Source organism: Ensifer sp. ENS08, from assembly GCF_014852195.1.
Taxonomy (GTDB): Bacteria; Pseudomonadota; Alphaproteobacteria; order Rhizobiales; family Rhizobiaceae; genus Ensifer; species Ensifer adhaerens.
Genome location: NZ_JACVBF010000020.1, coordinates 106,322 through 131,646, shown reverse-complemented (window position 1 = coordinate 131,646; position 25,325 = coordinate 106,322). Strand labels below are relative to the sequence as shown.

Annotated in this window: 15 protein-coding genes and 1 pseudogene; 10 read left to right on the top strand and 6 right to left on the bottom strand. The window is 57.1% G+C overall.

Features of this window, described 5'->3' with window-relative positions; translation table 11 throughout:
* Window positions 1-907: 907 nt before the first annotated feature.
* Window positions 908-1,225: a hypothetical protein gene (locus IB272_RS30155; protein ID WP_089046285.1), complete on the bottom strand. Its 318-nt coding sequence runs from the start codon at window positions 1,223-1,225 to the stop codon at window positions 908-910.
* A 1,428-nt stretch (window positions 1,226-2,653) separates the two neighbouring features.
* On the opposite strand from IB272_RS30155, the gene IB272_RS30150 reads away from it, so the two are divergent.
* The 5 genes from IB272_RS30150 to IB272_RS30130 all read left to right on the top strand — a co-directional run bounded on the left by IB272_RS30150 (window position 2,654) and on the right by IB272_RS30130 (window position 8,480).
* Complete coding sequence (locus tag IB272_RS30150; RefSeq protein ID WP_110819901.1) at window positions 2,654-4,834, top strand: EAL domain-containing protein; 2,181 nt, start codon at window positions 2,654-2,656, stop codon at window positions 4,832-4,834.
* A 343-nt stretch (window positions 4,835-5,177) separates the two neighbouring features.
* Complete coding sequence (locus IB272_RS30145; protein ID WP_281436411.1) at window positions 5,178-6,731, top strand: PAS domain-containing sensor histidine kinase; 1,554 nt, start codon at window positions 5,178-5,180, stop codon at window positions 6,729-6,731.
* Window positions 6,727-7,338, top strand: coding sequence for a response regulator FixJ (fixJ, locus tag IB272_RS30140; protein ID WP_162728876.1), 612 nt, complete (start codon window positions 6,727-6,729; stop codon window positions 7,336-7,338). Before IB272_RS30145 ends, fixJ begins: the two co-directional genes overlap by 5 nt.
* Window positions 7,339-7,428: 90 nt before the next feature.
* Entirely contained in the window at window positions 7,429-7,770 is a 342-nt protein-coding gene (locus IB272_RS30135) for a hypothetical protein (protein WP_192359127.1), read from the top strand.
* Window positions 7,771-7,838: 68 nt separating this feature from the next.
* Window positions 7,839-8,480 carry a helix-turn-helix domain-containing protein gene (locus tag IB272_RS30130; protein ID WP_089046231.1) on the top strand — a complete coding sequence of 214 codons (642 nt, stop codon included), beginning with the start codon at window positions 7,839-7,841 and terminating at the stop codon, window positions 8,478-8,480.
* A 232-nt stretch (window positions 8,481-8,712) separates the two neighbouring features.
* Here the strand turns inward: IB272_RS30130 and IB272_RS30125 are convergent, their stop codons facing one another.
* The 3 genes from IB272_RS30125 to IB272_RS30115 form a co-directional block, all read right to left on the bottom strand.
* Window positions 8,713-8,931: a hypothetical protein gene (locus IB272_RS30125; RefSeq protein WP_110819836.1), complete on the bottom strand. Its 219-nt coding sequence runs from the start codon at window positions 8,929-8,931 to the stop codon at window positions 8,713-8,715.
* A 495-nt stretch (window positions 8,932-9,426) separates the two neighbouring features.
* The gene (gene catE, locus IB272_RS30120) at window positions 9,427-11,574 is read right to left on the bottom strand and encodes a catalase C (protein WP_192359124.1); all 2,148 of its coding nucleotides are present in this window, start codon (window positions 11,572-11,574) and stop codon (window positions 9,427-9,429) included.
* A 117-nt stretch (window positions 11,575-11,691) separates the two neighbouring features.
* A complete protein-coding gene (locus tag IB272_RS30115; RefSeq protein ID WP_192359121.1) occupies window positions 11,692-12,201 on the bottom strand; it encodes a ferritin-like domain-containing protein in 510 nt (169 codons plus the stop codon).
* 479 nt (window positions 12,202-12,680) lie between these two features.
* On the opposite strand from IB272_RS30115, the gene IB272_RS30110 reads away from it, so the two are divergent.
* From IB272_RS30110 to IB272_RS30090, 5 genes and pseudogenes are all read left to right on the top strand, one after another.
* Window positions 12,681-13,844 (top strand): glycosyltransferase, encoded by a 1,164-nt coding sequence (locus tag IB272_RS30110; RefSeq protein WP_192359118.1) that lies wholly within the window; start codon window positions 12,681-12,683, stop codon window positions 13,842-13,844.
* Between the two features lie 39 nt (window positions 13,845-13,883).
* Complete coding sequence (gene glf / locus IB272_RS30105) at window positions 13,884-16,226, top strand: UDP-galactopyranose mutase (protein ID WP_192445637.1); 2,343 nt, start codon at window positions 13,884-13,886, stop codon at window positions 16,224-16,226.
* A gap of 8 nt (window positions 16,227-16,234) precedes the next feature.
* Window positions 16,235-19,413: pseudogene (locus IB272_RS30100) on the top strand (glycosyltransferase).
* Window positions 19,410-21,725 (top strand): glycosyltransferase family 4 protein, encoded by a 2,316-nt coding sequence (locus IB272_RS30095; RefSeq protein ID WP_110819831.1) that lies wholly within the window; start codon window positions 19,410-19,412, stop codon window positions 21,723-21,725. Before IB272_RS30100 ends, IB272_RS30095 begins: the two are co-directional and overlap by 4 nt.
* A gap of 86 nt (window positions 21,726-21,811) precedes the next feature.
* Entirely contained in the window at window positions 21,812-22,693 is an 882-nt protein-coding gene (locus tag IB272_RS30090; protein WP_034800004.1) for a DUF72 domain-containing protein, read from the top strand.
* Between the two features lie 760 nt (window positions 22,694-23,453).
* Here the strand turns inward: IB272_RS30090 and IB272_RS30085 are convergent.
* Both IB272_RS30085 and IB272_RS30080 read right to left on the bottom strand, forming a co-directional pair.
* The gene (locus tag IB272_RS30085) at window positions 23,454-24,425 is read right to left on the bottom strand and encodes a YihY/virulence factor BrkB family protein (RefSeq protein ID WP_192359112.1); all 972 of its coding nucleotides are present in this window, start codon (window positions 24,423-24,425) and stop codon (window positions 23,454-23,456) included.
* Between the two features lie 75 nt (window positions 24,426-24,500).
* Window positions 24,501-24,791, bottom strand: coding sequence for a hypothetical protein (locus tag IB272_RS30080; protein ID WP_034800005.1), 291 nt, complete (start codon window positions 24,789-24,791; stop codon window positions 24,501-24,503).
* Between the last annotated feature and the right edge of the window lie 534 nt (window positions 24,792-25,325).

Below are 25,325 nucleotides of genomic sequence, written 5' to 3'. Positions count from 1 at the left end.
TACTGGCGCTCAGGCCTTCACAGTCGCGAATGCTGCGCTAGTGGACGGTCGTCGGCCATGGGACGTCCACGTACCGACCAATGGACCGAAGGTAGGCGACGATCTCCTTGGCTCTTTCCTGCGATAAGGTGTCTCGCGATCTCTGCGGCTGCGCAATCGCGCGACAGGCCGCGCTGCCGCAATATCCCCTGGAAGATCTAGTTCATTTCCTGGGGAGGAAGGTTGGGCGACATCTCTGTGATCTCTGCAGCTGGAGAGCCGAGCGCCTTCCGTGGCCGGGCCATACCAGCTAGGTCGAATTATTGCTTGGGTGCGACGGAAAATCAGATTTCGGGGTGGGGCGGTCAAAAAGATGGCCCCGAAAGGTCATGACGGGGCCGAGGACAGAGTGTACGGAGGCCCTCGTTTAGAAGGGATAACTCGGGCCTCAGGCTCTGAACGGTCATAGGCGGCGACTGTTTCCGCGCTTTCATGAAGATCCTACGAATTGCGCGGCTTGGGGAAGCCTCATTTATGCGGGTATTACCACGAAGCTATCAGACTTGAATGTGCCGTCTTGTGTACTCTCCGACCTCTTAGGACGTGGAAATGAAACGGCCATAAGGAATGGCCCCGTCGGGAAGCGACGAGGCCATGGGCACTTATCGGGCTTCACTTCCGGAGGGATTGTGAAGGTGTCACCCTGATCGGCGAAAGGGCTCCACAAAGCCAGAACCGCCGATACTCCAAATGGGTTCCCGGTCCTCCCCGAAAAAAGATGGCCCCAAAAAGGCGCAGTGTGCTTTGTCTTGGGCCAGGAGGATGGAAACACGCTGGGCGCGGGTTGTTAGCTGGGACACCAGAGGTTCCTTCGGCGAAAGCCCGCCCCAGGGTCTCCCAAGGGCGGTAATGAAGCGAGAGTTGCCGGCTAGAAGTCAAAATAGACTGTCACGCCTTGCCGCCGCTGATAGTAGTCTCGATGGCCGTATCGGTAATGGTCACGATAGCCGTAATACCGGGAATAGCGGGGGTAGCACCTGTCGTAGTAGCCGCAGTGACGATGGGCGTACTTCCGTTTCCAGTGGCGATCCGCATGCTCATGACGATGTTTCCGGTGCTTTACCTGTTCGACATCGCCGGTCTGCACTTGTTCCGGTTTCGGCAGGTAAATAGGCGCGGCGTTTAGCGGTAGCGCGAAAGATGCCGTCAGGACGACGGCGCCAAGGGTGGATATTATCAGTTTCATTCGACGCATCCTTTCTAGCCTTAGCTTGGCTCCTCAAGCCTGAACGTCAGCTGAACCGTCCTGGCTCGACGCTTGCGGAGCTGCGCTCGGTGAGATCTTTGGCGGCAGGGGGCTTCTGATACCGCTTGTGCTTAACCGGCAATTGGCGGAGCGATTAGGATTCGGCAATGCAACCCGGACCTTTGCGCGACCACGTCGGACCTAAGTCCGAGGCGTAGCCGATCAAAGAAAACGGCCCCCGTGCTCGGGGAGAGCGGGGCCCGGAGGAAGGGCATAATGCCACTCGGCTGCAATCCGGGGACTATTGATCGTAGGCGGCCAGTAGACGCACAGGGCTGGCGGAGGGTCCTCTGCCTTCCATTATTGTAGATACTTGTAATTGCGCGTCGCGAGCAGACCTGCTCAATATCAGAGTATGGGCAGGAAACTTTCAGACTTGGCATTGAGAAATCCAAAGCTTCTCGCTGAACTCGAGCGGCGAGGGTACGAGTCCGTAGACGACATGAAGCACGTTCCCACGACAGACGCGTTGCGGATGAAGGGAATGGGCGCAAAATCGTGGCAGAAGATCTGTGACGCATTGGGCAGTGACCCAGCCCAGCCGTGAGGTTCGAGAGCCATTTTCCGTGATCATTGGTGCAACTTTTTTCATGGTAGTCCCCTAAGGAAGAGTCGCGATCTGGGGTCACCAAAAGGCCTCGCCGTATGCGCGCAACGACGCCAGCTGGCTTCACTAAGCCCGGGCGCGCTTTCAATCCCCGGGATACAGCACTGTTGATGGGCGTCAACGTCGGCGTGCCGCGTCGACTCGGGCAAGCCTATGTCTCGGCCCATCGGCCAGAGCCGAGCCGGGTGTCCAAAACTGGTTAACCCCGAGTGAGACTGCCCGCCTACTGCTGATGCGGCGTTCCAAAGTCGTTCGCCGATCGCTACGAACCGTCAAGCTGCAGAGTGCTCGGCTTCATCATTCCTGATCTCGGTCACGTCCTAAAGATGGAAACTACTTTCCGAGCCCAGCAAGTCCGGGAGCTGGGCCGGAGATGCTACAGGGCCATATGACGGGTGAGAATAAGCCCGCTTCGGCAACTCTATAGAGGAGATGATGGACTGCGGGCGCCCAGTCGCGGAGGTCTTCGCAGTTACACTTAATTTGAGATTCTCAGCCCACGGAATCTCGAATTAAATGCCAACCAAGGAAACAGCCACATTCTTACGTTAGTGCCAAACGATAAGCAGCATCAGCTTGGAGCAAGGATGCAGGCAGGAAATGCTCAGGTCGCATGATGGCGCGTTCTTGGAGAGTCTCTCAGCCGCTTTGCCGAAAGAAGCGCGTAGTTCGACGAGTGATCGTTTCTCATTAACCACCTCGCTTTCGCCACTCTTAACCGACCCGTGATATCTACTCGTCGTTCTATAGCAGGTTCAAGCATGTCCAGGCATTCACAGTGGTTGTTTAAATGGCTGATCCCGGCGGGCATATCGGCTTTAATAGGTCTAGTGTTGGTGAGTACGCTGCACTGGGCGGCATCCAAGACCGATGAAGTTGCGAGGGAACGGCAGCAGGATCTGATCTCCTTGATAGTGTCTCAGTTGCAAGCGAAGATCGCACACGATCAAGAGAGCGCAACTGTTTGGGACGACGCTGTAGTCAAGGTCGCCGAAGGTGATGTTTCCTGGCTTCAGGCCAATCTCGGCGAATGGATGAACACCTACTTCGGCCATGACGCCGCAATCGTGCTTACGTCAAACGATGAACCGGTTTACGAGTTTATCGTCCCGTCCAAATCCACGTCGTTGCACGCTGATCTGCGCACCAGCTACATGCCACTCGTCGAGCGGCTTCGAGCGCGGCTTCGCGCGGGCGATCGCGAAGGTATTTCTGGCCGCGTTCTTTCCATTGGCGAGAGCGATTTAAAAATCGTTGGCTCGCGGCCGGCGGTGGTCAGCGTAAAGCCGATTGTCTCCGATACCGGTGAGATCACCCAGCCGGCGGGCAAGGAAAGCCTGCACGTTGCTGTACGGTTTTTGGACACGGACTTTCAGCGATCAATCGCGGCGGAATACCAATTTGCAAACATCCGGTTCACGCCCGAGGATCATGTCGAAGCAGGTCAATCGCACATCGTCTTGAAGTCCGACACGGGGGAGGTCGTCGGATACCTCAGGTGGAATCAGTTTACGCCGGGCCTTAATGTTCTGAACGCGACGCTCCCGACGATTGGATTGGCGGTGGTGGCAATCTTCCTCACCACATGCGCAGCTGGACATTTGCTTTGCCGGCGCTCTGTGCGGCTTGCGTCAAGTCGGGCGCAGCTTCAGCATCTCGCGATGCACGACACACTGACCGGATTGGCCAACAGAGGCTACTTCGAACGCGAAGTTGCAGCACGTCTAAGGGGTGCTTTTTCCAGTAAAGATTGTGGCGTGCTGTTTCTCGACCTCGACCGGTTCAAGGCGGTCAACGACACCTATGGCCACCCGACCGGCGACAAGCTCATCCGCATCGCAGCCGAGCGTATGAGGAACCTCTTGCCGGACGCGCTCGTCGGACGGATAGGTGGCGACGAATTCACTGTACTTCTGGAAGGTCGCGACCGGAACGCGATTGAATCGATCGCAAAGGAGCTGGTCGGTTGTATGCGTGAACCATTCGACATCGAGGGTCTCAATATATCGATCGGCGCGAGTGTTGGTGCGGCAGTTGGAAATGCGCAAATGGACGCAATTGAGCTGACGCGGCAAGCGGATATCGCGCTCTATCACGCGAAATCTGCGGGGCGGAACACTTATGCTGTGTTTGGCGCTCATATGGACGAACTTCTTAGAACCCGGAGAAAGCTAGAGGTAGATCTACGCGCGGCAGTCGAAACTCCGATACAGATTGAAACCGTCTATCAACCTGTTTTCAGCGCCGATGGAGGTACCGTGCGTTCCATAGAGGCTTTGTCTCGCTGGCGCCATCCGCAAATGGGTCTGGTCGCACCCGACGTCTTCATTCCGCTCGCGGAAGAAATCGGGGTGATACATCAAATTGGGGCGATCGTACTTGAGAACGCTTGTCGTCTGGGCGCCAGTTGCAAAGCGGTCGGCGTGGCCATAAACGCCTCAGCGGTTGAGTTGGATTCGTCCGGCTACTGCTTAAGAGTATTGACAATGCTTTCGAAGTGGGGCGTCGCGCCTGCTCGCCTCGAAATCGAGATTACAGAAACCGCAGCAATCAAAGGCGAAGAGCAGACGGATCGAAACATTGCGATGCTCAGGGCTGCAGGGGTTCGTTTCGCGATCGATGATTTCGGGACCGGGCACTCGTCGTTCGCGCGCATTCAAAAGATGGCGGTCGATAGGATTAAGATCGACAAGTCCTTCGTGCAAGCCATTCATCATGACCGAAGCCGCGCGCTGGTGGAGGCGATGATCGCCATGGCTCGGGCTCAAGGTCTCAGCACTACGGCCGAGGGGGTCGAAACCGTAGATCAACTCAACGCTCTCAAGGTTCTTGGCTGCGACAACGTCCAGGGCTTCCTCATGTCGAAACCGATACCTCCAGACGAGTTGATCTCCCTGCTTGAGAGCGGCAGCGTTGAGGAAAGCGCTAGGTTTCGCACGTGACGATCCGTGCCGGATTGCATGGATGCTTCAAAAGCGGCCAGGAAAGCTTTCGGATTGCCGTCCACAATTGAATGGGGAAATATAGCGATCCGGCGGAGGTTGCTATAGTGGTCGAGGCATTCCTGCCGCAATTCTCGAACCACATGCAGGCTTGAACATCCTGCACGATGGCGATTTCAGCCGAGCGTATTGAGAATGATACCAACGTCTTGTGGCCGCGCGCACGCCAGTCAACGTCGGCGAAGCTGCCCGACGACCCGATCGCCCAATCGGTTTCTGTCGCCCTCAAACAAGCACGGCCAGGTGAGAGGTGCAGCTTTCATGTGACAGCACCGTTATCAAGATGATAAGCGTCAATTCGCTTTCAATTGGGAATGCGGAAGAGATGATGCTCAGTGGTCGGACCAGCTTAATGCGCGGCTTTTCGGATCGCGTGTTCCGCGGAAGTTCGTCGCCCGCCAAAGCCCACGGATTTGCGGCCACTACGGTCTTGATTGCCTTTCTCCTTCGCTATTTCCTAATGGGTGTTCTAGATGATCGGGCAATCTACATTCTTTTCGTGCCCCCCGTCCTCCTTGCAGCCGCAATCGGGGGCATCGGTCCCGGGATCCTTGCTGTCATCGCTTCAATCGGTTCGGCAGCCTATCTTCGGTCACTTACTCCTGGCGGGGTACAGATACCGGAATTGGTCGTGTTCACCACCGTGGGGGTCGCAATTTCCTTCTTGGGAGAAATGCTCCGACGCGCTCAACATGAGTTAACAACCGCTGACGAAGCCTTGCGTACTAGAGAGGCGCATCTTCGGTCGATCCTGGACACTGTTCTCGACGCCACCATCGTCAGCGAGCAGGACGGCACGATCGTATCGTTCAACGCTGCGGCCATCAGACAGTTTGGCTACCGCGAAGATGAGGTGATCGGCCAAAATCTGCGGATGCTGATGCCGCAACCCTATCGCAAGGAACACGACGGCTATCTCGAGCGGTACCTCTCGACCGGTGAAAAACGTATTATCGGAACCGACCGTGTGGTCGTCGGTCAACGAAAGGACGGGTCGACCTTTCCCATGAAACTTGCCGTCGGGGAGATGAGATCCGGTGGTCGAAGGTTTTTCACAGGTTTTATACGCGACCTGACTGAGCGCGAAGAATCGGCCGCTCGTCTGCAAGAGGTTCAGACGGAGTTGGCTCGCCTCGCCCGTCTCAACGAAATGGGCGAAATGGCCTCGACGCTCGCCCACGAATTGAACCAGCCACTCTCCGCTATAGCCAATTATGTCCACGGTTGCGGGCGGCTGCTTCAGCAAGCCGAAAGTCCGCGCGACATCCAGATACGGGATGCGCTGAAGGAAGCCGGCGAACAGAGCCTGCGTGCGGGACAAATCATCAAACACTTGCGGGAATTCGTCACCAAGGGAGAGACGGATAAGTCTCCCCACAACCTGCGGCAACTGGTCGAAGAAGCCGGCGCGCTTGCTTTGGTCGGGTCGCGTGAGAAAGGCGTGCGAACGGTCTTCGATTTCGAATCAGGCGCAGACCATGTCCTGGTCGACCGAATCCAGATACAGCAGGTGCTGACAAACCTTATGCGCAACGCCGTAGAGGCGATGAAAAATACGCCCAAGAAGGAACTTTTGGTCACCATTCGGCGCTTGGGCACTACAGAGGTCATGATTGCGGTCGAAGACTCCGGCGCTGGCATACCTGAGGAAATTGCCGCCAACTTGTTTAAGCCGTTCACAACGACCAAGGCTGGTGGCATGGGCATTGGGTTGTCGATCTCCAAGCGCATCGTCGAGGCGCATGGTGGCGATCTAACCGTCTTCAGCGGGAGTTTGGGCGGCGCGCGCTTCAGCTTTACCTTGCCGCAATACAACGAGGAAGAAGATGCCGATTGACGACTTCACCGTGCATATTGTCGATGACGAAGAGGCGGTCAGGAAATCGCTCGCATTTATGCTGACGATGCACGGACTGGGTGTCAGGGTGCACGAGTCCGCCAGCGCCTTCCTCTCCGTTGCTCCCAATCTGCGACAAGCCGTGCTCATTACCGACATGCGCATGTCCGATCTTAGCGGACTGGATCTCATTCGCCGACTGGCCGCCCTCAAGACACCGATCCCGTCGATCATGATAACGGGGCACGGGGATGTACCGATGGCCGTTGACGCGATGAAAGCGGGAGCTGTCGACTTCATTGAAAAGCCTTTTGACGACAACACCATGGTCGAAGCGATTCGACGCGCCTCTGAGCGTCTGAGCGATGCGTCGTCGCCCATAGAGAGAGCTGAAGACATTCGGGCGCGCATCGGCACCCTCAGCGACCGCGAGCGTCAAGTTCTAAGCGCGGTTGTCGCCGGACAACCGAACAAGGCGATCGCCTTTGCTCTCGACATTAGCCCGCGCACCGTTGAAGTTCACCGGGCGAACGTCATGGCGAAAATGCAGGCCCGCAGCCTACCAGAACTTGTAAGGATGTCTCTTGCAGCAGAGGCCTCAGACTAGCGCGCCATCGTGTTGATCTGGAACAAAGCAGATACTTTCCGTCTGTGCAAAGTTTGAGGAATTATCGCGCCTCGAACCCACGGAACCGCAGTGTCCAGCCCGCCACCTGTCGTCACGATTGTGAAAGACGAAGCTTTGCTCCGCTCCCTGGTCTTCGCAATGGAGGCGCATGGATACCAGGTCGAGCAGTTCGGGTCATGGATAGCAGCAAAAGAACGAAGCTCCGTCGAGGAAATCCTGGTCCTTGACGGATCACTGCCGGCGACGGACATCGAAGAGTGTTTGGTGTTGGCGGCCGGCAAGCGAGTGGTATTGCTTGCAGATGAAGACATTGACCGGGTGAGGCCGGGCCGGAACATTCTCGTCCTTCACAAGCCTCTCTCCGGTTCTGACGTAATCGCCGCCTTGGCCGCACTACGTAGTAACGCGTAGTGGAACGAACGAATTTCGCACGCGGCCATGCTTCGTCATGATCTGACCGTCAACAAAGGGTCGGTCCCATGTACGCTTCTACCGCTTCCATCCCCTCCTTCAGCTTCAATGCCGCCGTAGCCCTTGATGGTCGTTCGTTTGCTCGGCCTCGCGCAATCTCATTCTACGGGGCAGAAACTGAAATCTATGCCCAGGGAGAGGTGGCGGGTACGCTCTATCGGATCGAGTATGGAGCTGTTCGGATCTTCCGTCTGCTCGCCGACGGCCGCAGGCAGGTGGTTGCGTTTCACGTTGCCGGAGAGACCTTCGGTTTCGAAGCGCGGACCATGCGCAGCTTCTTCGCTGAAAGCATCGCCCCTACGGGTTTGACAATCCTAACCTTCGAAGAACGAGGCCGCTGTTCTTCAGAGTTAATGGCTCTGGCGCTTGAGTGCATGGTGCGGGCGCAGGAGCATCTTTTGGTCGTCGGAAAGCAGAGCGCGCTTGAAAAAGTGGCCGTCTTCCTCGTTGACCTTTTCGAACGTCAAGGCGCAAACGGCACGATCGACCTTCCAATGACCCGGACAGACATCGGCGACTATCTTGGGCTGACGATCGAGACTGTTTCACGAAGCTTCTCTAAGCTGCGATCCATGGGGGTGATTCGACTCAAAAGCGCACGCGCGGTCGAGGTATTGAACCTCACAAAGCTACGACTGATGAGCGAATAGGCGGTTCATCGGGCTCGCGGCCGCGATACACCCGCTTTTGGGGCGAACAAGACTGCCAACGCAGACCGAACGCGGTGTCGCAAGGGCCTACGCAGTTATCGAGCAGCAGTTCGAGACCGGCTTCAACCGGCTTGTCAAGGAAGGCAGTCCTCTATCCCTGCGCCCTGAAAGCGTGCGTCCGCGATCAAACCTTCCCCTGCGAACCGCGGCGTCGAAATTAAAGTCCGACAAATCAGAAGCCGAGTTTCAGGTCGGGGTTGACGGTACGGCGGATCTTGCGAAAAGCGGATCCGAAATCGTCGTCAAGCGCTACGGCTGCCAAAGCGAACTCGGTCATATCGCTTTCGATGCCGGTGTGCTTGTTGGCTTGTTCGATAAGAGCGGTGCTGATCCTACCGCCGCTCTTTCTGCTCTTTTCGCCCAGCAGGCCGGAATGCTCAGCCGCTTTCATGACCGCATCAATCTGCTGCTACAAGTGAACTTGCCGACCTTCGCACAGCGCACGCGCTTTGCACGCAGCGTTGCCCCTGGCTGTTCTCCCGTTCCACTGTGCTTTCCCATGACAGGCCTCGTGTCTGACAAATCTAGATTTCGTCTAACACAGAGTGGCTCCTCCTCGATATCAAGCCAGAGCTATGTAGCTGTGGTGTGGCTCTGCGACCCACACCACACACAAAGCCACTGGCCGAGTTTCCGGACTCGTCGAAGCGGCCTCTGAGCTGTGAATCGTTCGCTCTGGAACGCTGAGAAAATGCGCGGGTCGCGCGTGAGTCCGAAGTGGCACTTCCCTGCTGTCGGCCTCTGCTCGGTCAACCACGGGATGCGATTGCGCGAGCTTCGGAAGCATCACCGCAACGGCTCCAGTCCACAGCGACGAATCGTTTGATCCACGCCACCACCATCCACGGCCAAGGTCCCGTGTTTGGCGCGCGGGATCTCAGCGAGCCTAGTCTGGAGGCGACGAAGCTTTACCCAGCTTCACCGACGGTTCTCGGGCCCAGACGCGCAGCTTGCCGAGCGTCGAGACGAAATCGGATATTCCCTTTTCGCCTGGAAGCTCGATTGTACCCTCATCGAGGCCATCGGCGATCCCGGCTTTTTCGATCAGCGGCATCGCCGAGGGGTCGTAGCCGATGAACTTGCAATGCTGGAAGGCGTCCGCCACAAAATCGCGGGCGGTGGCTTCCTTTACGAGGTCGTCGATGGCGTCAGCCGAAGTCAGCAGGACGACGGCGTCGAACAGCACGGAGGGACCGCCATCGATCATGTGATGTGCTTCTATCCAGGTCCCGTCCGAGGCCGTAGCGCCCCCGACCTTCGGAGCGACAAGTTCGCAGGCCCCCTTTTCCTTGGCGACCGCCGCCGTCAGGCCGTTTAACAACGCTGCATCCAGACCGTCGGTGATCAGGATGCCGAGCTTGCGGCCCTCGAAGCGTTTCGGTCCGCGTTCCACGATGCTGAGCGCTGGGGACGGTTCAAGATCCTGCCGTGTTGGCACGGCCGCATCAGCCGGGCTTGGCATCGAATGGAAGCCGAGCTTCTGGGCAACGGCAGTTGCTAGCGTTTCGTCGATATTGAGGAGATGGGACACCATCCGTTCGCGGATAGCCGGCGTTTCGACCTTGCTCAGCTCGAATGTCAGCGCGGCCGCTATGTGGCGTTGCTCGGGCGCGGTCTGGCTGATGTAGAATTGGCGAGCCTGGCTGTAGTGGTCGGCAAAGCTCTCCGGCCGTAGCCGCGCCTTCGTCCCTGTCTCTTCGGCGGGGAAATGCCGGTAGCCGCTCATCGGCGATTCCCGTGGCCCCTCCGCAAAGGAGTTCGGCTGGTAGTTCACTCTACCGATCGGATTGCGCATAGCCATGTGGCCATCCTGCTGGAAATGCGCGAAGGGACACTTCGGCGCATTAATCGGAAGATGGGTAAAATTGGGACTGCCGAGACGTTTCAGCTGCGTATCGAGATAGGAGAAGTTACGCCCCTGTAGGAGAGGATCGTTACTGAAATCGATGCCAGGCGGAACGTTCTGCGTCATGAATGCTACCTGCTCGGTCTCGGCAAAGAAGTTGTCCGGCATGCGATCAAGGACGAGCCGTCCAATCGGCTGGGGCGCCAGGACCTCCTCGGGAATGATTTTCGTCGGATCAAGCACGTCGAAATCAAAGCTGTCTGCAAATTCCTGATCGAAAAGCTGAACCTGCAATTCCCATTCCGGGAAATTGCCCGACTGTATTGCCTGCCAAAGATCGCGGCGGTGAAAATCCGGGTCGGCGCCATTGATCTTCACCGCCTCGTTCCAGGCTACCGACTGGAGGCCCAGCTTCGGCTTCCAGTGAAACTTAACGAAGGTCGACTCGTCCTTTGCATTGACGAGGCGGAAGGTGTGAACGCCAAACCCTTCCATGAACCGGAACGAGCGGGGGATCGCGCGATCCGACATCACCCACATGATCATGTGCATGCTTTCCGGCGTGAGGCTGATGAAGTCCCAGAATGTATCGTGGGCAGATTGCGCCTGGGGAAAGGCGCGGTCCGGCTCCGGCTTCACCGCGTGAATAATATCGGGAAACTTGATTGCATCCTGGATGAAGAAGACAGGAATGTTATTGCCTACCAGGTCCCAGTTGCCCTCCTTGGTGTAGATTTTTACCGCGAAACCGCGGACGTCGCGGGCAAGATCAAACGACCCCTTGCTGCCGGCAACTGTGGAAAAGCGGACGAACGCCGGTGTCTTCTCACCTGCTCGCTGAAAAACATCAGCCCGGGTATAGGCGGCGAGCGACTCGTAGGTTTCGAAATAGCCGTGCGCTCCATAGCCTCGAGCGTGGACTACCCGCTCGGGGATGCGCTCATGGTCAAAGTGGAAAATCTTTTCACGGAAATGAAAGTCGTCAATCACAAGCGGACCGCGTGGCCCAACGCGCAGGGAGTTTTGGTCGTCGGCAACGGGGCCGCCCTGAGCGGTGGTCAGGACGGGCGTATCGTCTTCCGCGATCTGGTGAAGCTCGCCTCCTTCCCCGCGGCGCACCTTTTGATCATGGATCGTCACAGTTTCCCGCTGCTTCAAGGTCGACTTTTCTTGAGATTTCTTGGCCATGGGGCGAACTCCGTTGTTTCGAATTGATTGGCCGGGGGACTACGCGGAGAGTGCGCACTTGCCTGTGCCGGAATGAAAAAGCCGCCGTTCACGGCGGCTTCTCCATGTCGAGTTGGTCTACTCGGCGGCCTGCTTGGACGCCTTTAAGTTTGCCGCAGCTTCGCCCAGTGCCGTCAGCTTTTGATCGGTGGCGATCTCCTCCTGGAGATTGGCGTCGAGCAGTGGAACGGCTTCATCGAGACCAAGCTGGACGGCCCATGATTTGAGCGTCCCATAGCGGGCAATTTCATAGTGTTCGACCGCCTGGGCCGACGAGATGAGGCCGGCATCGAGGGCGGGACTGTCACGGTACTCTTCCATGATTTCTTCGCCTTCGGCGAGGATGCCTTGGATGGCTTCACATGTCTTACCCCGCAGAGGTTTTCCGATAATCTCAAAAACCTGCCCCAGCCGCTCGATTTGACCTTCGGTCTCGTCCCGGTGCTTGAGGAAGCCACCTTTGCCTTCTTCAGACCGCGCAGCCCGTGCCATCTTTGGGAGCGCCTTGAGGATTTGCTTTTCCGCGAAATAGATGTCCATGAGGGTATCGTGGAAGAGATCGCTCAGGACTTTCGTCTTGGTAGCCATTTGGTGGCCTTTCTCTCATTTCGAGTTGAACTACATCAGTTCACTCTTTGAACAGTTCACAGGTGAGGGTCACCAAGTCATCAATCCGCATGACCTCAGACCACACCAAACGTTGTGGCGCCGGCTATGTTCCGGTTTCTGTGAAAAGGAGCGTCGAAAACTCGCAGTGCCAAAGATCGGCGACGCAGTGAACTCATTCTTTCTTTCTGCAGGATGCCTTTTTCCTTCTGACGATCCCGTGTTCAGGGACGTTTGAAGTTCGGCTTTCGTAAGCAGAATCGGCGCCACCAATGGGAACTCGATTGACACCGGTGGTCCTGAATAGATGGGTTGGGAAATTTAAGTTGGCCAAAACTGGAACAAACAGTGTGCTCGGCGGTTCCAAGCCGAGACTATTAGATTCCTGACAAATACAACTCCGTTTCCCCAAACGCGGTGGTCGTCAAGACGTTCGCGACTGTAGATGTGCGAAGTGAGTAATGCGAAAGATTGTCGTCATCAGTGATTTCCAGGACGGCTGGCCACCGGTTTCAACAGTCCCGACTAAGTCAGAGCGCTTGGCGGCCTGGGCATCGACTTTCGCGGATGATTTGGCTGCTCGGCCAACCGCAGAAGACAATGTCGAGGTAAAGGGTAGCTATCTCGAACGAATGCCAATTGCCTGCGTAGCCGATGGCCTAGTCGATCGGGCGGAGATCTGGAGCCATTGGCTGGCCAGCGGCCCCCCACCAACGGTAAGAGAAAGTTCCTTCCTGACACGGCGCTCGTTCCACCTCGACGGTAACACCCCTCCGTTTTCGTCGGACGACATGCTTGCTCATATCGAGATCTATGGCGCTCCGGATATTCTCTGTGTCTGGGGCCTAGGGGTCGATGAGGAAATCCTGCAGGCTTGTCGAAACAGCTTCAAAATCTATAACTCGATCGACGCGCCGGCGTTGCGGGTCCCTTTCGCCACGAGCCGCCACTTCGATCTGATCCTGACCGGATCAGAAGAGCAGAGCCGCGAGGTCGAGGCGTGTCACCCGGGCAAACGCACCGCGGTCCTTCCGATCGGTCCGGAATTTGCAGCACCGTCGATGTTCTACCCAATCGAGGGGGCCAAGCCTTACGACATAATTTATGTAGCCGCCGCGCAAGCCTATAAGCGTCACGATGTCCTGTTTCACGCGCTCGCCAAGATGCCGAAGTCCGTGCGCGCGCTTTGCGTTTTCGGCTACGGCGATCGATCGGATCAGTTGCGTCAACACGCGGCGGAATTGCAGATTGATGTCGACTTTGTCGGACCTCCAGGCGTCTCCTTCGCGGAGGTCAACAGGTTGATGAATCTCGCTCGCATGGGCGTGGTGTGCGGGGTCGATGACGGGGCCCCGGCGGTCCTCACCGAATACATGCTCGCAGGTTTGCCTGTACTTGCCAACGCCGAACTGCGATGCGGCCAGCAATACATAACCCCGCAGACCGGCGCGACCGCAACGTCGGACGAGTTTCATATTGCTATTGCCCAGATGTTGTCGCGGCTTAGCGACTTTAGTCCGCGCGACGCAGTCCTCCGATCTTGGACTTGGCCACACTCCATCAAGAAACTTCGCCAGCTCATTCGAGCCGAACAGTCAGCAAACAAGGAGGCGCGCGTCAATTGAAGTTGTTCGGGCCTACGAACATCTCAGCGCGGAATGAGTATGGATGTTCTAACCGCAGATCTGAAGAAAAAAGAGAGTTCTTCTAATGCTCGCGCGCCGGTGATTTGTTTTTCACACCTGCGGTGGGATTATGTCGTGCAGCGGCCACAACACCTCATGAAGCGGTTTGCTCGCGACCGACACGTCTACTTCTTTGAAGAGTTTATTCCGACAGACCACCATCTGGCCTATCTGGAAATCCATCCTTTCGCGGGCACGACCGTAAAATCCGTTAGGCCCCGAATTCCCAGGGAATGGACCGAGGCACAACGAAACACGGGTTTGGCCGGATTGCTCGACGAGCTTCTGGACCTTGTTGGTCATCCCAAGCCAGTCCTGTGGTTCTACACACCAATGATGTTTCCATTTGCCCGGCATGTCGATGCGGCCGCAATTGTTTATGATTGCATGGACGAACTTGCCAACTTCAGATTCGCGCCGGCAAATATGGTGAAACTGGAGCGTGAGCTGATGCATCGGGCTGATGTGGTCTTCACAGGTGGCCATAGCCTCTACGACGCCAAGCGCCTCCTGCATGACAACATTCATCCCTTTCCCTCCAGCGTGGATGTGGGGCACTTTCGGTCGGCACGAACGGTGCCGATCAGCCCACCGGACCAAGCGGATCTTGCTGGCCCTGTCCTCGGTTTTTGCGGAGTCATCGATGAGCGTCTTGATCTGGAACTGATAAGCGTCTTGGCGGCACGACGGCCGTCCTGGTCAATCGTTCTCATTGGTCCGGTGGCCAAGATCAGGGAGGAGGATCTTCCTCGCGCACCCAACATCCAATACCTCGGCCAGAAGGACTACAAGGTCCTGCCTGCCTATTTCTCTGGGTGGAACGTGGCTCTAATGCCGTTTGCCATGAATGAGGCCACCCGGTTTATCAGCCCGACAAAGACCCCGGAATACCTGGCAGCCGGGCTTGCCGTGGTCACGACGCCGGTTGTCGACGTCGTGCGTCAATACAAAGACATCAGCGGGGTCTTCTTTGCATCCGATGCGACCGAATTCGTTGAGGCATGCGAAGCCGCAATGAATTTAAAGCCCCGGTCAGGAAAATGGCTGAAAGGCGTCGATGAATTTCTGTCGACGGTCTCATGGGATGAGACTCACCGGAAAATGGACGGATTGGTGCAGGAAGCGGCTGAAACAAATCTGCGCTCGATATCGCCCATTTCGCGAAAACCGGCAAAAATGAGATCTAGGCGCCGTTCTTATGATTTTTTGATTGTCGGCGCCGGTTTTGCTGGGGCAGTCCTTGCCGAGAGGCTGGCAAACAAAGGCAAGCACAATGTGCTCGTCTGCGATCGGCGATCCCACATCGCAGGAAATGCGTACGATTTCTACAACGAACATGGCGTTCTTGTTCACAAATATGGCCCGCACATCTTCCACACCAACAGCGAAATGATCTTCGACTATCTTTCGCGCTTTACCGCGTGGAGGCCATACGAACATCGCGTGCTTGCTGATGTAGAGGGCAAGCTCTTGCCGATACCGATCAATCGCACAACCCTCAATGGGCTGTACGGACTTGATTTGAAGGACGACGACGCGGCTGCCCAGTACCTCGCCTCCAAGGCGGAGCCGATGGACCGGGTGCGCACTTCGAAGGACGTCGTTATCGCGCAGGTCGGATTGGATTTGTACCGGACATTTTTCGAGGGCTATACGCGCAAGCAATGGGGACTGGATCCTTCTCAACTCGACAAGGCAGTTACCGCCCGCATTCCTACTCGCACGAACACCGACGATCGCTACTTCCCGGACACCTTCCAGGCGATGCCAAAGGAGGGCTACACGAAGATGTTTGAGAATATGCTGGATAGCGATCGCATCGATATTCGGCTCAACACCGACTTTAGAGATGTCCGGGATGAGTTCCCCGGCACGCATATCATCTTCACCGGACCGATCGACGAGTTCTTCAACTATCAGTATGGTCGGCTTCCTTACCGGTGCCTGCGGTTCGAACACACGACCTACGACCAGCGGCGAATTTTGCCCGTCGGGGTCGTGAATTTTCCCTCTGAAGAGATTCCTTACACGAGAGTGACCGAATTCAAGCACATCACCGGGCAAGTCCATCCCAAGACGAGTGTGTGTCACGAGTACGCGTGTTCAGCCGGAGACCCTTACTATCCGATCCCAAGGCCCGAAAATCAGGAGCTCTACAACCAGTACGCGCTTCTTGCACGCTCGCGCAGCGATGTGACCTTCGTCGGACGACTGGCGAGCTACCGCTACTACAACATGGACCAGGTTGTGGGTCAGGCACTTTCGACTTTCAAGCGATTTGCGGCCAGGGACACGGCGGACCATAGCTTGGGTGTTCGATGAGCCCTCTCATGAAGCCAAAACAAAAGCTCGTCATTGCGACCGACAGCTGCGATGCATCGGGCATGGGTGCCCACATGCTTATTCTCGGCGAGGGGTTGAGCGAACACTTTGAAGTTACGATGGTGTTGCCGCGAGGATGCGAGGGCAACCTTGCTTCGAAAGCCTTCGCACTCGGCTTGGCGGTCAAAGAGTTCGACGACATCGCCGAGTGCGGTTTGTGGCTGAAATCGGTCGATGCCGATCTTATTCATGTTCACGCAGGCATCGGCTGGGAAGGCCATGGGCTCGCACACGCCGGAAAAGTCGCAGGTGTTCCGGTTATCAGAACGGAGCATTTGCCGTTTCTCCTCACCGAAGGAGAACAGAAGGCGGCGTTCTTCGAGGGCCTTGGCTTCGTCGAGCGACTGGTTGTCGTCTCCCCCGCGGCGCGGTCGACTTTCCCGAATGAGAGCGTCGATCCAAACAAGATCAAGGTTGTCCGAAACGGAATTCCACCGCTTCGCGATGGCATCGAGGTGCGGTCTGAGTGGGGTTCCCAACGATCAAACACCCTTATATCGATCGCGCGCTTCACACGGCAGAAGGACCACCTGACCTTGGTCAGGGCGATGCCTCGCGTCCTGCAACAATTCCCCAATGCTGTGCTGCTACTGGTGGGTACGGGTCCTGAAGTCGGCAATGTGAAGGATTTGGTCGCAGAGCTCGGACTTGAACGCGCCGTGTTGTTTGCAGGGCAGCGCAACGACATAGCCTCGCTGCTGGCATCGGCGGACGTTTTCGTTCTCTCATCGCTGTTCGAAGGGCTGCCGCTGGCGGTTCTTGAGGCGATGTCGGTGGGGGTCCCTGTCGTTGCGACTGCGATCGGAGGCACGATTGACGCTCTTGGAGACGAGCATCCCTTCCTTGTCGAGCCCAGCAATCCGGAAGGGCTTGCTGAGGGGATTATCTCCGTCCTAGCCGATCCGGCAGGGGCAGCTCGCACGGGAGAGGCGCAGCGACGAAGGTTCAAGCAACAATTCACCGCAGCCCGGATGGTCGAGGAGACCGCAGAAATCTACCGATCCGTTCTCCATTCAGCGGTCGCCAACGAAAGAGAGCATCGAACCATGAAACGCACGCGCATCGGTTTTATTGGAGTGGGCGGGATCGCGTCCCGCCATCTCGATATTTTGGCGGAATTCGACGACGTGCAACTCGTAGGCTTTGCCGATCCCGCCATCGAACGGGCCCAGCATGCGGCAGGCCGATTTGGCGCCAGAGCCTTTACTTCCTCTGCCCAGATGCTGGGCGAACTGGAACTGGATGCCGCCTATATCTGTGTCCCCCCATTTGCGCATGGCGATGTCGAGCGAGAGCTCATTTCGGCTCGGATTCCATTTTTTGTCGAGAAGCCAATCAGCCTGCATCTCGATCTTGCCAGGGAGCTCGCCGCGGGCATTGCTGCGGCCGGCCTGATTACCGCGGTGGGCTATCACTGGCGATACCTCGACACCGTCGAGGAAGCGCGCCGATGCCTGGCTGAGAACCCTGCGCAACTTGTTTCGGGCTACTGGCTCGATCAGACTCCACCCCCGAAGTGGTGGTGGAAAAAGGAGACATCAGGCGGGCAAACCGTCGAACAGACGACCCATATCGTCGATCTCGCCCGTTATCTTGTCGGCGATATCGTCCGGGTATTCGGCCAGACGACGCATAGAAAAAGGGATGACTTTCCTGATCTCGATGTTGCCACGTCGAGCACGGCCAGCTTTTTATTCGCAACAGGTGCAATCGGAAACATTGCGTCCACGTGTGCCTTGAAGTGGGGGCATCACATGGGATTGAACCTCTTTGCCGATGGCTTGGCGATTGAACTGACAGACCATGACATCATGGTGGATGTCGGGGCGGGGAGGCCGGTGCGCCGGGCCGACGGAGACCCGGTGCGGCTGGAGGATCGCGACTTCGTCGATGCGGTGCGGGGCCGCGAAAATCGCATTCGTTGCCCTTACCATGAGGCGCTCGCGACCCACCGCATTGCTTTAGCTCTGAGCAAGTCTGCCGAAACCGGTCAGCCGATCGACCTCCACAACTTTTAGGAATTGTGCCGATGTTCAGCCGCACCATAAGATCCCTCGGCGTCGAGCGCCCTGGCAAAATGTACTTCCTGGAATATGAGGAAGAGGCGCCAGCCGACGGTCACGTACAGCTCGACACACTCTTTACCGGGTTTTCGGCCGGGACCGAGTTAACGTTCCTCAAAAACACCAACCCCTACTTTCACTCGCGCTTCGACCGCGAGCGGGGGGTTTTCATAGCGAACGAACCTGACCTGTCATATCCCGTCCCCTTTCTAGGCTACATGGAGGTGGCACGGGTCGCAGACACAAACGCCGCCGGCTACGCAACAAACGATATCGTCGCTGCAACCTACGCCCACAAGACCGGCCATGTAGCCGACCCGTTTTGCGACCTTCTCGTCCCACTTCCCACCACGATCGATCCGTTGCTTGGCATCTTCGTCGCACAAATGGGCCCGATAGCTGCCAATGGCATTCTCCATGCCGATGCCGATGCGTTCGGAACGGCACTGCCCTTCCTGGGGTGCGGTGTCATCGGTCGACGCGTATTGGTTATCGGAGCTGGGACCGTAGGCTTGCTCACAGCGCTCTTTGCCAAGACCCTTGGCGCTTGCCAGGTCCTCGTCGCGGATCCGTCACAGTTCCGCCGAGAAAAGGCAGAGGCGATGGGCATTCAGGCAATGTCAGAGGAACACGCCTGGCAACACGTGAAGACGCACTGGCACGACGGCGCTGCAAGCCGCGGAGCCGATATCGTGTTTCAGACCCGGGCCCATTCGGAAAGCCTTAACGTCGCACTCAAGGCCGTACGACCCCAGGGGAGCGTGATTGACCTGGCATTTTATCAGGGTGGAGCTGACAGGTTGAGATTGGGTGAGGAGTTTCACCACAATGGCCTTAACATACGCTGCGCGCAGATCAATCGTGTTCCACGCGGTCTTTCATCGCATTGGAGCCAACGCCGGCTTGCGGGCGAAACAATCGACCTGTTGGCCCGTGAGGGCGAACTGATCAAACAGCACATGATCACCCATGTGATCCCCTTCGAGGATGCTCCGGAGTTTCTTTCGGATCTGCTGCAGCGGAGGTTTGAGTTCTTGCAGATCGTCTTCAAGGTGGGGCCATGACCGGATCATGCCGCCCCAAGACCGTCCTCTTCGTCTTCGGCTGGTTGGTGGTGGGAGGAGAGGAAACCGAGGTTCGTCTTCTTGCGGCCAATATCGACCGTTCGCGCTACAAAATCGATGTGGTCGCATGCTTGCACAAGGACGGCATGCCCGCGCAGACGCATCAGCAGCTGCGGGCTTTGGGCATCGAAGTGGACACTGCGCCCTATTCCATGTCGCTCGAAGAGACCGTTGCCTATCTCGCCGACAAAATTCCTTCTTATGACGTGGTGGTTTCATGTCAAAATGTTGCAGACATTTACCCGGCACTTGAACGGCTGCACATTCGCCCGCCGTTGATCGAGCATGGTGGCCTGGTCCTGGAAGCTTTGAGCGGACCGAAACATTTGACCAGTCGCTATGTGGGTGTCTGTCGATCCATTCGCGACGCCGCCGCGTCTCGAATGCCTGGGCGGGAATGTGATGCCCGAGAGATCCCATCTATGGTCGATCTCAAGGAGTTCGAGCCGAGCCGGCGGTCTGCAACGCGCCGGCAACTCGGCATCTACGACGACACGATCCTGGTCGGCTGGGTCGGGCGTCTTGATGCAAAAAAGAATGTCGAGACCTTCATCGAGGCGGCCGCGATTATTCACGCACAAGATCACACCATGCGCTTTGTGATCGTGGGAGGACCAGATGCATTCATGCCCGAATATGCGCAGCATCTGAAGGCTCTGTGTAGCAAGCTTGGATTGGATGCCGTCTTGAGCTTCCTGGGTGACCGGGTCGACGTCGCGGACCTGCTTGCAGCGTTCGACGTGTTCGTCTGGCTTTCGCGGGATGAGGGCATGCCCCATGTCATTTCTGAGGCTGGGGCCGCCTGCCTTCCGGTCATTGCAACGGCCGACAACGGTTCACGACAACAGATCAAACACGGCCTTTCTGGCTATTTTGTCGGACATGACGATCCACTAGCAGTGGCAGAGGCCGTCACAATGCTTGCCGGATCGCCGGAGTTGCGCGCCAGCTTCGGTCTACAGTTGCGTTTGCATGTAGAGAAGACTTACAGCGTCGAAGCGGTGGTTCCGCAGTGGCAGGCGCTTTTTGACGAAGTCCTTGAGGAAAGGACGCCGTGCGCTCCGACCGGACTGTTCCAGTCTTTCTTCCAAGGAGGCTTTGAATGTTCCACCCACCGCGTCCGACCAAGGGATGGGGTGGGTCGGGGTCGGCGCCTGGATATGATAGCCTCGATAAAACACGAACAATATGCGGAAAATGATTACCGTCAGCTGGCGAGCCATCATATCCGCAGCGTACGGGATGGTTTTCGCTGGCATCTGGTCGAGCAACTGCCCGGAACATATGACTGGAGCAGTGTTTTACCGTTAATGCGCGCAGCGCGCACCACCGGAACGCAGGTCATCTGGGATCTTATGCACTACGGCTGGCCCGATGATATCGATATATGGTCGCCTGAATTTGTGAGACGGTTTGCGCGTTTTGCGGGGGCTGCCGCAAAACTCCTGCGAAGCGAAATCGCCGCCCCGCCGTTCTTCGTGCCTGTCAACGAAATCTCTTTCTTTTCATGGGCGGGTGGAGATGCTGCTTACCTCAACCCTTGGGCAGGGCGCAGGGGCTTTGAGCTCAAGGTGCAGCTTGCGCGCGCCTCGATCGCGGCGATGGATGCTATTCTTGAGGTCGAGCCTCGGGCCCGATTTGTCCACTGCGAGCCGGCCATCAATGTTTTGGCCGATCCCGAGCGACCAGGCGATCGACTTGCTGCTGAAGGCCATCGATTGGCACAATACCAAGCCTGGGACATGATTTCGGGACGCTTGTGGCCCCAGTTGGGAGGCGCGGAAAAGTATCTCGATATCATCGGCGTCAACTACTACCACAACAACCAGTGGATCCACGGCGGCCCGACGATCGACGTCGAACACCCTCTCTACAAACCATTGCGCAAAATTCTTGTCGAAACCTACGCTCGATATGGCAGGCCAATGCTGATCGCAGAGACGGGTACTGAAGGCGATCGCCGGTCCGATTGGCTGGCATATGTCGGCGAAGAAGTCAGGGCTGCTATGATGTGGGGAGTGCCTATAGAGGCAGTATGTCTTTATCCTATTGCCAATCATGCGGGCTGGGATGACGGTCGCCCTTGCGACAATGGCCTTTTGTCAGCTGAACCAACGCCACCTCTTCGCAATGTTTACAGGCCGTTGGCGGATCAGTTGTTCCATCAGGTCAAAACGATCGAGGCATTTCTTCAAGAAATCGCAAACAAACATGATGCTCCGCCCCGGAGTTCGCGTGCTTCACGGATGTAATGGCGCAAAGATGGATAGGTGTTTGGAAAGCAGGGACCAAATCCCGTCTCGAGACTTTCTGACCAGGGAAAACGGCGGATTGTCAGATGGTGGAGCGCTCTTCGGAAGAACTCGCAGAACGTCGCGCCCGTCGCGCGCAGCGCCGACAGAGGCAGCGGCTTGCGAATATAGGCCGGGCCGAAAAGATGCATGCGTTGAGATTGGCGCTGGGGACGAATGGAGGCGCGCTCACCATTCCGCGGGACCTGTTACACGGCCTCCATATCGGCTGCTCGGGTTGGTACTATTGGCACTGGAAAGGACAGCTTTATCCGGCAGATATTCCTTCGAGCAAGTGGTTTCCCATCTATGCCCAGCAGTTCCAAACGGTGGAGCTCAATGCGCCCTTTTATTCATGGCCGACGATCGCCGCGGTGAGGAATTGGCTGCGACAAGCAGGACCGAATTTTGTTTACACGGTCAAAGTCTGTGAGCTCATTACCCACGTCAGGCGCTTCGACGATACCAGCACCTTGGTCAAGGACTTTGGCTACATAGCCGACGTTCTCGGCCCCCAGATGGGCTGCTTTCTGTTTCAATTGCCTCCAAGCGTCCGTTACTCCGCCGAGATGTTGCACACCATACTGGCTCAGCTTGACCCTTCCCGTCGAAACGTTGTGGAGTTCCGCCACAAGAGTTGGTGGAATGACGACGTCTTCGACGCTTTTGAGAAAAATGGAACCATTTTCTGCTCCTGCAGTGGCCCTCGGCTGCCCGACGCCCTCGTGAAGACTTGCGATGACATCTATGTGCGGTTTCACGGGCCATACCAATGGTATAGGCACGATTACAGTGACGCCGAACTGAGGATATGGGCGGAACGCATCCGCCAAAGCGGAGCGAAAACGGTCTGGGCTTACTTCAACAATGATCGTGATGGTCATGCGATCAAGAATGCCAAGCGCCTGTCGGAGCTGCTGCTCGAGTAGACTCCCTTTGATCAGATTTTGCCTATAGCCCTATCTGGCTCGCCATCTCTATCGGAAACATTGAAGGGCCGCCGTGCGGCCCCCTTCACGATCTCACCTCCCGCCCGGGGCCTCCGACAATTGCCGTTCGTAGCAATGAGGCAGTTGACCGCCCCTGCGGCATTCACTCAGCGCCTGAGATCGGCGCCGGGAAGGAGCTTGATCAAAGTGGCACGACGGAAAAGGCCCACAAAAGAGCGAGGTTCGCAGATGCGCCAGGATCCACTGAGCAGGCGCGCCGCGGCGGCTTGCGTTTGCCGGGTATGCGCTAGTGCATCGGCCTCACGAAGCAGGAGTTTGCGAACTCTCGGGCTTACTCGCAGACCGGCCGCGGAAATCGAAGGGCACAGCTAACCCGACGTTGGTGTCGCTGAACCGGCCATTCGGCTTCGTGTCGGAGCAACGGCAGGATCCCTAACCACGGTTCACCCTGGACTTGTGCACGCGCTTCCCGGAGGGCGGATGACCTGGGAGATCGCGCATGGAATTCATAGCGATGAGCGAACGCGATCTGCCGCGGCTTGAGGTTTCGTCGAAGTGCGAACGCCGAGCGCACTGGTGTCGGTGTCACTATAACGGAGCTGAGCACGCGCCACAACGTCGGTCGTTGAGCGTTTCTTGCTGACGGTGCGCACACCCGACCTTCAGAGTGATCGGCTCATTCGGGTCTGCAGATCCCCGCCTCGTAGAGCGGTGCGCGAACCGACGTGGCTTTACGCGCCTAGTCGGCAGCTTTGCCGAGTGTGTCAGCAACGTAGGCGCCGCGTTCACCCATCGGGAGCGGTATACCGGTGGTGGAGTCGACGACTGTCTGGTGTTCGAGCTCCGCGTTAATCAGAGCACCTATGATGAGGATAACCGTCGAAATCCATACCCACATCATGAAACCCACTAGCGCGCCGAGAGCGCCGTAAGTCGCGTTGTAGTTCGCGAAATTCTGAAAATAGAAGGAAAAGAGCCAAGAGGCGGCGAGCCACATAAACGTGCTGAATATGATACCCCAATTGAGCCACCGTAGCTTCGCCCGCTCGCGGCTCGGCCCGTACCGGTAGATCGAGGCCGTGCCGATAGCGACGAGGAAGAGGATCATCGGCCACCGCACCGTCCTCGTCAGGATTTCAGTCCACCAATCGAGCCACAGATACGCCAGCAAGGCGGGAATGACGCCGATTGCCACGATCAGGACCACCGCAAAAAGCAACCCGGCGAACGTGAATGCGAGACAAAGCAGCGTCCGGGTGACGAATGTCCTCTTCTCAGTTTCGCCATAGGCGACGTTCATGGCATCAAAAAGCGCCGAAATGCCATTGGCAGAACTCCAGAGCGAGATGAACAAGCCGCTGACGAAACCGAAACTAAGCGTTGTCGTCTTCTGGGATGTCAAAGATTTCAACTGGTCCGAAATCAAAGCGTAAGACCCGGGTGGCAACAGATCGTCCAGCACGCTCATATGGGTTCCGATGTCGATGGGATCGGCGATGAAGCCGTAAAAGGACACGAGGGCAGCAAGAGCGGGAAAGAGTGCCAACAGCAGATAGAAACTCACCCCCGCCGCGATCAGGAAAACACGCTCCTCGAACATTTCTGAAACAACACGCCAAAAGACATCGCGAATGCCTTTCGGCGGTATCTCTTCAGGCGTTGAAGCATTTCGCCCCCTGCCCGGTTCCACGGCTTCCCTTGACTTCGTCACATCGACCTCTTGCCGCTTAAAAGTTAATCGCCTGTGCGATTTCTTCGTCCGTCAATCTACGGATGCCAAGTCCCCTTAATCGTCATCGAAAAAATCAAATGTCTGCCTGCGTCGGGAGACAAGACGAAGAGAGCGATCCGGCTGAATGACATAGATCTCAGAAACGCGCCGACCGAATTGGTCTCGAAACTCGTGTGGCACGATGCTGCCCACAGGTGCTTTCGTCAGCTTGGTGCGAGGCTGGCCGCGATAGGTGATGCTACCGGGTATCGGTTCTAAGTTTGGCGAGAAGCCGTAAGTCGCGACGCCGGCGGTGCATCCGCCGAGCGAAACGCTGACAATGACCGCGGCAACTGAATTCCGCATCGTCTTTTTCCTTGATCTGGGCAGGCGGGCATCATCGCTCGACTGGCATTGGCCGCAAATCCGATAAGCGCGCTAAAAGACGGAAAGTTCCAATCGGCCCCGGACAAGTATCCCAAGCCTATGTGATGGAGTACCTCGCGCGCCGCTTTTTGATTCGTTGATTCCCATAATTGGCTCCTCTCTCAGGCCAAAACCGGCGAGAAGCTTGAACGTTCCGCAGGGCGCTCGTCGCTTTCGCCCCCAAGCGGACGCTTCCGCGCTTGTCGAGCGTAACTGCTGGAAGGGTCTCATGCCGCCGCTATCCCTCCGTGTGACTTTCTTCGACCATTGACGGGCGAGAATTCGCCAAAAGCGCCGAAGTAAAATTCCCACGTTGCGCCGACGGACAAATGGACGAAGTCCTTGCGGACGTGATGATGGCCAGAATGGGCGGCGTGACAGGGCGTCGGACGTGTTCCGAATGCTAACCCGTGGGGCCCACGATTTGTTGGGGGAGGCACACACTCGGTTGGAACTATCGGACTTTGCTAGAGT